General features: G+C 53.1%; 6 protein-coding genes. 1 reads left to right on the top strand and 5 read right to left on the bottom strand.

The window, feature by feature from the left end; translation table 11 throughout:
- The 5 genes from VAE48_RS08525 to VAE48_RS08545 all read right to left on the bottom strand — a co-directional run.
- Positions 1-948, bottom strand: a 948-nt coding sequence (locus tag VAE48_RS08525) for a PTS transporter subunit IIC (protein ID WP_322792897.1), incomplete at its 3' end; no start/stop codon positions are given.
- Between the two features lie 53 nt (positions 949-1001).
- Positions 1002-3179 (bottom strand): beta-galactosidase, encoded by a 2178-nt coding sequence (locus VAE48_RS08530; RefSeq protein ID WP_322792898.1) that lies wholly within the window; start codon positions 3177-3179, stop codon positions 1002-1004.
- A gap of 5 nt (positions 3180-3184) precedes the next feature.
- Positions 3185-3475: a PTS sugar transporter subunit IIB gene (locus VAE48_RS08535; protein WP_322792899.1), complete on the bottom strand. Its 291-nt coding sequence runs from the start codon at positions 3473-3475 to the stop codon at positions 3185-3187.
- Positions 3476-3497: 22 nt separating this feature from the next.
- A complete protein-coding gene (locus VAE48_RS08540; protein ID WP_322792900.1) occupies positions 3498-3935 on the bottom strand; it encodes a PTS sugar transporter subunit IIA in 438 nt (145 codons plus the stop codon).
- 4 nt (positions 3936-3939) lie between these two features.
- A complete protein-coding gene (locus tag VAE48_RS08545; protein WP_322792901.1) occupies positions 3940-4896 on the bottom strand; it encodes a sugar-binding transcriptional regulator in 957 nt (318 codons plus the stop codon).
- 424 nt (positions 4897-5320) lie between these two features.
- Between VAE48_RS08545 and VAE48_RS08550 the strand changes: the two genes are divergently transcribed.
- Positions 5321-7159 (top strand): glutamate synthase central domain-containing protein (locus VAE48_RS08550; protein ID WP_322792902.1); only part of this gene is annotated, 1839 nt, incomplete at its 3' end.

The following is a 7159-nucleotide window of genomic DNA, read 5'->3' on the forward strand; positions in this document are numbered from 1 at the left end:
GTTTTGACCGTAAGGAAATACCATCGGGCAGTCCAGCGCAGGTACGGCATCCGGAACGATTTTCTTTGCAATGCCATGGAAGGCGGGCACAATCTCCGCCAGCATCAGGCGTACGCCGGTCAGCAAAATGGTCAACGAAGCACCGAACAGAATACCCTGATAGATGATCCACAAATACCAGATTGGCTGGGAACCGCCGGAGAAGGTTTCGGCAGCCCAGGCTGGACCGGCAATAAAGCCCATCACCAGATACAGCAGGAACATGATCAACGATGTGGAAATGGTCATGGATTTGAGGAAGCTCCAGTTATCGGAGATTTTCAAATCCTCAGTGGATTTTGAAGGATCACCGACCAGTTTGCCGATCCAGGCGCCGATCACTGCCAGAATGGTGGTGGTATGGCCGATTGTGAAATCTTTGCTGCCCGTCAGCTTGAACACAAAGGGAGCAATCAAAGCCGGCAGCACGGTTGCAAGAATACCCTGAATCACGCTGCCCAGCACAACCAGCGCCACGCCCTTGATTTTACCGGCGTCTGCCAGCGCAGCAACCACCATGAAGGCATTCCAGAACATGATGTGACCGGTCAGGAAAACATACTTGAGTCTGGTCAGACGGGCAAGCAGGATGTTCACAAAAAAGCCAAACACCATTACCAGCACAACCGGTATGCCGTACTCACTCAGGAACGCCGTCCAGTCAACACTGATTGGCTCGCCCTGAAAGGCATAGACTTTTCCGAACATGGTCGAGATGGGTGAAATGACCCCGACCAGCAGATCAACTGCCGAGAAAAGAATGATGACACCAGCCATGGTTTTGATCGTGCCGGAAACGACTTCGCTGAAGGTTTTACGCTGTAAAAGCAAACCCAGCAACGCAACCAACCCCAGCATGAAAGTGGGCAACAAACGGGGGACGATACTGAAAATTAATCCGACGTCCATGAGGTTACTCCTTTTTGAAAAATTGGGTGGAAACGATGTTCAAAACATTTTTCTTATGCAGCCAGTTCTATTTCGATAACCGTCACCTCCTCTGCTTCCAGGTGAAATCGCAATGTCAAAACCTGCTGAGCGGTTACTTCCCATTCCAGCAACTGGTGGGCAGGAAAAATTTTGGAGATTTTCCGCAAATCTCTGCCCCACCCGCTCATATCGGTTTGAATGGTTAGATCCACCGCTTTTTTGAGATAGTTACTGATCAGCAGCCACTTTTTATTTCCCAACTCTAATAAATGGGGGTCCACCCGGCGGGATTGTTTGCCTTCGTACTCGATCCTGATTGGCGGCACAATATTCAATTGGGGCAGAACCTGATTCAGCACGGTTCCCAAAAGCGAGGGAACGCTTTTCAGGTAATCGGCATCTGCCTGAGTGGCAAAATACAAACCATACCCCTGCCCAAAAGATGCAAGCGTAACAGCAGGAAAATGGTCGTCGAATTCGGCAAGCACGCTGGTAGAGGAATGGAGCCCCAGAAGGTCGCGATTCCTGTATCCGCTGTACCACTCGCCGTTGAGGTGAATACGGTGTTGGCCAAGGCGGTCGGGCTGTACATCCACCAATCCAAATACATCCCTGAGCGGCGGGGCTGGAACCTGATGATGGAACCAGCCGCGTTCATCTACGGTTGCACAACGGGCAAAGCCCACCAGCAAGCCGCCCTGCCGGACAAATTCCGCCAGGAGCTGAGCCGTGAACTCATCGAGCAGCCCCATCAGCGGCAAGACGATGACCCGATAGTCCTGCCAGCGGTGTTGGGCAATTTGATCCGGGGTGATGAAATCCACTTCAAAACCGGCTTCCCAAAAACTGCGGTATGCTCCGCGCTGCGCCTCAAAGAGGGCTTCTTCTTCGCCCACCCCGCGAAAGAAAATGGCATTGGCTTTGGACTCCAGAATGGCAACCTGCGCTTTGGGAGGCTTTGCCTGCTTCAGTTCCTTGCCGTGTTTTGAGAGAAAAGCACCAAATTGAGCCGCAGCAGCAAGCCGCCCGGTGGGTTTTCCGTCCAGATCAACCAGCGCTCCCCAATGCAGCGGTTGATAGTCCCATTCCCGCCACGGCATGAATAAAATCAGCTTGGCGTTGTGCCCAACCGCTTCGATCAGGTAATTCGACACATCCGCCGGTCGGGTATTGTAGTCCGGACCCATCACCCAGCCGCCAATCGGACCGCTTTCCACCTCATGCAGCCAGAAATCCCTCCCTGCCGATTGACTGACACTGCGGCCGTGATCCAGGAAGATCGAAATGTGCTCCGGGCGGGTAGCCAGCTTGTTGCCGCTGCCGGGATACAGGTCATAGCCGATGTGATCCACCTCAGCGGCAATTTTCCACTGGTCCAGACCCGTGAAAACCCCAAAACGGTCATAGCCTTTGAAATTGAAGGTGTTGACCGAAGTTGGATGATGTGGGTCGCGCCGGCGAATGATCTGGTGCTGCCAGCCGGCAAACTCGGCAAACGCCTGCTGCCAGAACAAGCGCCAGTCCATCCAGCGGGTGACCCCTGCCCAGCCAGAAGGCAAGGCTTCGGGAGCAAAAATTTGCTCCCAATCGTTGTAACCCAGGCAGGTTGTCCCCCACGCCCATGCCTTCGTTACCTGATCGAGAGTGTGATACTTTGCTTTCACCCACCCCCGGAATTTTTCAACACAATAGGGGCAGTAACAATAAAGGCTCAAATCCGCTTCACCGCGGGCGGGTAAAAACGGAAAACCGATTTCGTTGGAAATCTGCCAGCCAAAATGATTGGGCTGGGCGGCGGTGAAATCCAGCAAGGCTTGAAGGTACTTTTCCGCCGCAGCCCGATAAGCGGGATGATGAATACATGCCCAGTGGTATGAAGCGCCGAGCGGATACCGTTCACCGCGGTTAGAAAGAATGGGTAAATCGGGGTATCGCTCTGCCAGCCAGAGCGGTGGTGAGGCTGCGCCAGTACTGATCAGAATGTGAATACCCAATTCTGCTGCCAGCCGGTAAAAACGCCCGAGCTGATCGAATTCATAGTGCCCTTCGCGCGGTTCAATTAAATCCCACGAACCATGCACATCTCCAAGCCGGATGAGATTCATACCGGCGCGCTGCATGGACTGCAGGTCGGTTAACCAGTCTGCTTCACTGAAAATCAAAGGGGAATACGAAGCCCCGTACCAAAAAACATCGGAAGTGCTGGTCAAAGGGGCTACTCCTCAATTAATTTCCGCAGGACAGGCAGCCCTTTTTCCAGCACTTCTTGCTTGCTGAGGAAATTTTCAATGACGACCACCGGTTTTGGGGTATTTTTGAACAGGTTGGCCATCTCTTTGGAAGTAAAAACCATATCATACGCTTCGCCGGTCGCCGTGGTTGCGTCGGCGCAAAAAGTTTCAGCGCTTAAACCATTCTCTTTTAACACACCATCTACCGTCAGTTTCAAAATCATGCTGGAGCCCAGCCCAAAGCCACACACCATCATCACACGCGGTTTTTTCATATCAAACTCCTTTCCACAAAAGTTAACCCACTGCGGACAAAACCTCTTCAACCGATTGAGCGGTTTTCAAAATCCGCTGATTTTCCTCACTCATCAAAAATTCTGCCAAAGCCTGCAGCATTTCAATGTGACTGTGGTGGTCGGGCGCACAAAATGAAATCACCATCGTCACCGGGTCATTTGCTTCGGAACCAAAATTTACCCCGTGGTCCAGCGTCACCAGCGAAAGACCAACTAGCGAAGCCCCATCTTCTGGACGGGCATGCGCCAGCGCCAGACCGGGCGCCAGTACCATGTAGGCGCCCATCTCCTGGACAGCCCGAATCATGGCCTCGATATAAGAGGGCTGACATTTGCCGGCCTTCAGCAGCAACTCACCGCCGGCGCGAACGGCTTCCTGCCAGTTGTTAACATTTACTTTCAGTTGAATGACCTCAGGGGAAAGATAATTAGAAAGCATCCGGTTAATTCCTTTCAGAAAGCAGGAATCTTGCAGTATCGGCATTGGTAATGAGGACATTGAAATAAGCGCCTTTCATGGCAGCCTGAATGACTTTTTTCTTCTCTTCTCCCCCTGCAACCAGTACACTCCAGGGCACTTTTTTCAAATCTTCCAGGCCAATTCCGATGATTCGGTTATCCAGAAAAGTGGAAACCATCTGACCATTGCAATCAAAATAATGCCCCAGTGCATCACCCACCGCTCCGGAGTTTTGAATTTCGCGCAGCTGCTCCAGCGTGATCTTCTTTTCAACGTAAAGGATAGCGGTTTCATCAACCGTTCCAACGCTTTGCAAAACAATATCGGAACGGCGGGCTCGTTCCAGCGCCTGAGAAATGGAAGGCTCATTGAGCAGGCTCTTTTGCAGCTCCGCGCTGGAAACCATGTTCGGGGCATAAAGAAATTCAGCTTTACCGCCGGCCAGTTCGGCCATTTTGGAAGTAACATTGTACTTGGCAAAGCCGCCCGAATGATCGGACGCGCCGCCGACCACCTCGGTAAAAGTGCAATTGATCGGCTCATCGGTTGAAAACACCAATGGCAGATGAGAAATGGTGCGCCCCAATCCCAGGCCGACCCGCATACCACTTTTCAGGGTACGCTTCAGCCAGTCGGCTGCGCCGCGGGCCAGCGCGAGGTAGATACTCTCATCCCCTTCCGGGTCAGGTACAACCACGGCATCGCGCAGGTTATAACGAACGATGAGATCCTGTTCGAGATCAAAGTTTTCGCCAAAGGGAGCATGAATTTTGATCTCGACAATCCCCAGTTCAACCGCCTTGTTGAGCAGCCGGTAAACCGTAACACGCGAAACCCCCATTTTTTGAGCAATTTCGTTCTGGGTTAAGCCATTCTCGTAGTAAAGTTTGGCTACACGAACACATAATCGGTATTCTTGAGAATCAACTTGAGTAATCATGTGGAGAAAGCGGGGAATTTGATGAGCATTTGCACATTAAATGTGCATATGAACATTATATCAGGCTTTTCCCCTTTTGGCAAGCAGGTATTTTTTTTCAAACTCGATAAAAGTGATTTTCGATTTCCCCCATTCGGATAGGCCGTTCATGAGCCAATTCTTAACCCAGATTTAACATTTCCTGTTTACAAATTCTGGAGATTTTGTATAATATTTCATAAATTCTTGCCCGGGATAATTCTTATGACCCCTCTCATTTCCGGCCGCCGTGCCATCAGTTTAACCCACTCCCCGCCACCGGTGAGATAGCCAGGCGTATTCTTCAGTAATCCCTTAAGGCTCACCGGTCGGTGAGCCTTATTTATTATTCGGGCTTTCTCTCTGTTGACTCAGGTTTCCAGTTCGCCAAAGGAGGTTCATTACCATGAGAAACATTCGTACCGATACCCAAAACCCTTTTCAGGATGGTGAAGATCACGATGCCTGCGCCATTTACCTGAGCGCACGCAAGCAGGGTCAGAGCACCTTTGGAACCCTCAAGCGCGCCTTGGGCGCCCTGATCAGCATGGGACACCGCACCGGTTTTGTCAACGGTGAAGGCGACGGCGCCGGCGTCCAAACCGATATTCCCCGCCGGTTGTGGGCAAAAAAATTAAGCCAGGCCGGCCTACCCTCTCACCTTCCAACGCACCCCGGTTTTTGGGTGGGTCATCTGTTCGTCCCCGCTTCGTTCCAAATTGAAAACCTTGAGGAGCAAATCACACTTCGGTTCTACGATCAGGGCCTGAACCTGCTGCTCATGCAGCCCGGCAGAGTTCGTAAAGAGGTCTTGGGGCAGCATGCCCGCGTCAATCCCCCTCAATTCTGGCAGCTGGCCGGTTATGCCGACCTGCCCGATCTCGACCGCCGTTTGCTTCAAGTTCAAATCTCGCTGGAGCAGGATTTTCCCATTCAGTTTGCCTCGCTGAGCAGATATGCCGTGGTGTATAAAATGCGCGGCTCCGTCGAAGCGCTCACCCATTATTACCCCGATTTACAAGACCACAATTACGACACATCCATCGTCCTCTGCCACGCCCGCTATTCGACCAACACCGTTTCCACTTTTGAAAGGGCTCAACCCTTCTCGCTGCTGGGTCACAACGGAGAAATCAACACCATCAACCGACTCCGTCTCGAGGCGGTTCAAATTGGGGCTGTGCTGCCCAATGGCGGCTCAGATTCGCAGGATTTAGACCGCCTTCTCCATACCCTGTGCGTGAATTACGACCTCGACTTAATCGAAGCCATGGAAACGGTATTTCCCCCCATCCCCCATGAGATGGATCAGTTTCCCGCCGACCTGCGGGCAGCCTACCAGCGCATCCGGCAGACCTTCGGGCCGTATGCCCAGGGCCCGGCCGCCATCCTGGCGCGTTTTGGCAACACCGTTGTGGCCAGCGTGGACGCTTTGGGGCTGCGTCCTTTGTGGTTCATCGAAACCGAGAAAGAGTATATTTTCTCCTCCGAACGGGGCGCCACACCACTGGAAAACTGGGTCAGTGATGCGCGCGCGCTGGCGCCGGGTGAAAAAATTGCCCTGCTGCTTCGCCGCGGCGAGAACCCGGTTGTACTCGACCATGCCGCCATCCGCCAGCATGTCATGGTGCAAACCTTTCAACGCGAAGCCCCGCAGCTGGCGCGGCAATACTGGACGGGCTGGGTACAGGCTTTCCCTGCCAGCTCAGCCATGCTCACCCGCGCCATGCAAGGCAGCGCGTCCGCGGCTGCGGATGTCCTTACGGAAATCTCGCCGCCCCGCACGGTGCAGCCGGACAGCGATTTTCCCACCCCATCCTGGGCTGTGACCGTCAATTCACGGCTCCTAACCGCAAACGGCTGGCTCAAGGATCATATAAATGAGGTGGAAGCGCTGATCAGTTCCAACAAAGACGATCTGATCAGTTCACTGGGCTATGACGGCCCGCTTGCAGCGCTCAGCAAGGCGCGGGTCAACCTGGCTGATTTCTTCAAGGAGGCTGTTGCCGTCGTCACCAACCCATCCATTGACCACGTCCGCGAAATCGAGGCGTTTTCCACCAGCTCAATGGTGGGTGCCTGCCCGGCAATCGGTAAAACACCCGATCCTCAGGATGTGCTGGTGGTTCTGGAAGTGCCCATTCTGACCGGCGGTTTGCCCGGTCTGGTTGACGATTCGGTGAGCAAAGCCGTGGCGGAGCAGTTTGCCACGCTGACCATTGAGGAGTTAATCCAGGTCTTTGCG

The sequence above is a fragment of the Bellilinea sp. genome, from assembly GCF_034432615.1.
Lineage (GTDB): Bacteria > Chloroflexota > Anaerolineae > Anaerolineales > Anaerolineaceae > Bellilinea.

Excerpts from the sequence above, each read along its gene's own strand:
- VAE48_RS08545 (WP_322792901.1), bottom strand. The coding sequence starts at position 4,896 with ATGATTACTCAAGTTGATTCTCAAGAATACCGATTATGTGTTCGTGTA.
- VAE48_RS08535 (WP_322792899.1), bottom strand. The coding sequence starts at position 3,475 with ATGAAAAAACCGCGTGTGATGATGGTGTGTGGCTTTGGGCTGGGCTCC.
- VAE48_RS08540 (WP_322792900.1), bottom strand. The coding sequence starts at position 3,935 with ATGCTTTCTAATTATCTTTCCCCTGAGGTCATTCAACTGAAAGTAAAT.